Consider the following 1,746-nt stretch of genomic DNA (forward strand, 5'->3'; position numbering starts at 1 on the left):
TTCTGCCTGAAACCGTTGATAGTTCTGTTGATACAGTTCTGTTTGTTCCGGATTCAACCGGATCAGTGCCTGAAGCATGTGCACAATCTGTATTTTGACCAGCAGGGGCGATACCCAGATATGCGGAAGCCAGTGATTATTTTGGTGCCAGTGTTTCTCTATCGGGTGACACTATCGTTGTAGGTGCTCACAATGAAGACAGCAACCAAACCACCATCACCAACGGCACCACCGCCAGTTCCGACAACAGCGCAGCGGATTCCGGAGCGGTGTATGTGTACCGCTATTCCGGGAATGCACCGACGGTGAGTAGCACCTCCCCAGCGGATGGGGGAAGCTGGATACCGGGACAGAGTACGGGGTGGGTGGTGAATTTCAGTCAGGCGATGAGCACCAGCACGATCACGACCAACACTTCGGACACGACGTGTTCGGGGAGTGTGCAGGTTTCCAGCGACAGTTTCAGCACCTGTGTGCGGATGAGTGCGGCGCCGGTGGCATCCAACAGCAATTATAGCTTCACGTTGACGCCGTATGCGTCATTGACGGGCGGCACGACGTACAAGATCCGGGTGACGACCGGCGCCCAAAGTTCTGGCGGCACCGCGCTTGCCAGCACATGGACGCACTCCACCGGCATCCTGGTGACGGTGCCGGTTCCTGATACCGGGCAAACCACGTCTTACACCACCACGTTTGGTGAAGACCATGACTACACCACCCACACCCCATCGTACACCGATAACGGCAACAGCACCGTGACCGACAATGTCACCGGGTTGATGTGGCAGAAAGAGGATGATGGATCAACCCGAACCTGGGATAACGCAGGAACTTACTGTTCCGGATTGTCGCTGGGCGGCTACAGTGATTGGCGATTGCCGACACCCAGAGAATTGCAGAGTATTGTGAGTTATGGCACGTATAATCCTGCCATCAACGGCACGTATTTTCCCAATACACAGAATAATCGTTATTGGTCATCAATGTCGTACATAAATAATTCAACTCATGCATGGTATCTGTCCACCCAAAAGGGTGAGATTAATAGAGATGTTAAATCCACCACCAGCTATGTTCGTTGTGTTCGTGGCGGAACTTCGTCTGGAATCTGGACCGTTAACTATTTGTCAGAAAACAGTACGGTGCAGGATCTTGCAACTGGATTAATGTGGCAAAAAGTCGATGATGGATCGGCACGAAGCAAGGATCAGGGATTAAATTATTGTGAAAGCTTGGCTTTGGAAAATTTTACAGACTGGCGTTTGCCCGATATCAAGGAACTCGAATCCATCGTGGATTATAGTTCCTATAACCCTGCCATTAATACCAGCTATTTTTCAAATACCCAAACCTCTGCATACTACATGTCGTCTACTTCCGATGTTAGTAATTCGTTAGCCACATGGCGCATTCATTTCGGGGAAGGCTACTTCGGTCCTGATAACTCTTCCGGTCTTGTGCGGTGCGTTCGTGGAGGATTGTGAGTTGGTCATTTGGTGCTTGGGTGATTTGTTCCACTGGTCTTGGTGGAGCAATTGCCATGGTTGTGGGAAACAGACGGAAGCGTGGGCAGGGAACTGCCCGTCAGGGCGGTTAAAATGTCGCATCCAGAAACGGATTCACAATCCGTAGGGTTTGAAGCCTTGGTCCATATTCAGGCCATCCAATTTTCGTAATGAAACTCAGACTGGAGCTTCGCCAAAACTGGATAAACCCCATCCGCGCTGATCAGGCGGCATCCTT

General features: G+C 51.0%; 3 protein-coding genes and 1 pseudogene (1 of these 4 only partly in view). 2 read left to right on the top strand and 2 right to left on the bottom strand.

Going from position 1 to position 1,746, the window contains the following annotated elements:
- A partial coding sequence (locus HQM11_21430) for a zinc ABC transporter substrate-binding protein (GenBank protein MBF0353601.1) occupies positions 1-162 on the bottom strand: 162 nt, incomplete at its 3' end.
- On the opposite strand from HQM11_21430, the pseudogene HQM11_21435 reads away from it, so the two are divergent.
- Together HQM11_21435 and HQM11_21440 are read left to right on the top strand one after the other, a co-directional pair.
- Positions 111-281 (top strand): annotated as a pseudogene (locus HQM11_21435) (FG-GAP repeat protein). The gene HQM11_21430 and the pseudogene HQM11_21435 sit on opposite strands and share 52 nt — an antisense overlap.
- Positions 276-1,487, top strand: a complete 1,212-nt coding sequence (locus tag HQM11_21440) for a DUF1566 domain-containing protein (protein MBF0353602.1) — start codon at positions 276-278, stop codon at positions 1,485-1,487. The pseudogene HQM11_21435 and the gene HQM11_21440 overlap by 6 nt, the downstream one beginning before the upstream one ends.
- Positions 1,488-1,731: 244 nt before the next feature.
- Here the strand turns inward: HQM11_21440 and HQM11_21445 are convergent, their stop codons facing one another.
- On the bottom strand, positions 1,732-1,746 hold the final stretch of the coding sequence (locus tag HQM11_21445) for a type II toxin-antitoxin system VapC family toxin (protein MBF0353603.1). The gene runs 360 nt beyond the window's last position; the window shows 15 of its 375 coding nt (coding positions 361-375); its start codon lies beyond the right edge, outside the window — the gene reads right to left on this strand; the stop codon is at positions 1,732-1,734.

It is taken from the genome of SAR324 cluster bacterium, from assembly GCA_015232315.1.
In the GTDB taxonomy this organism is placed as follows: Bacteria; SAR324; SAR324; order SAR324; family NAC60-12; genus JADFZZ01.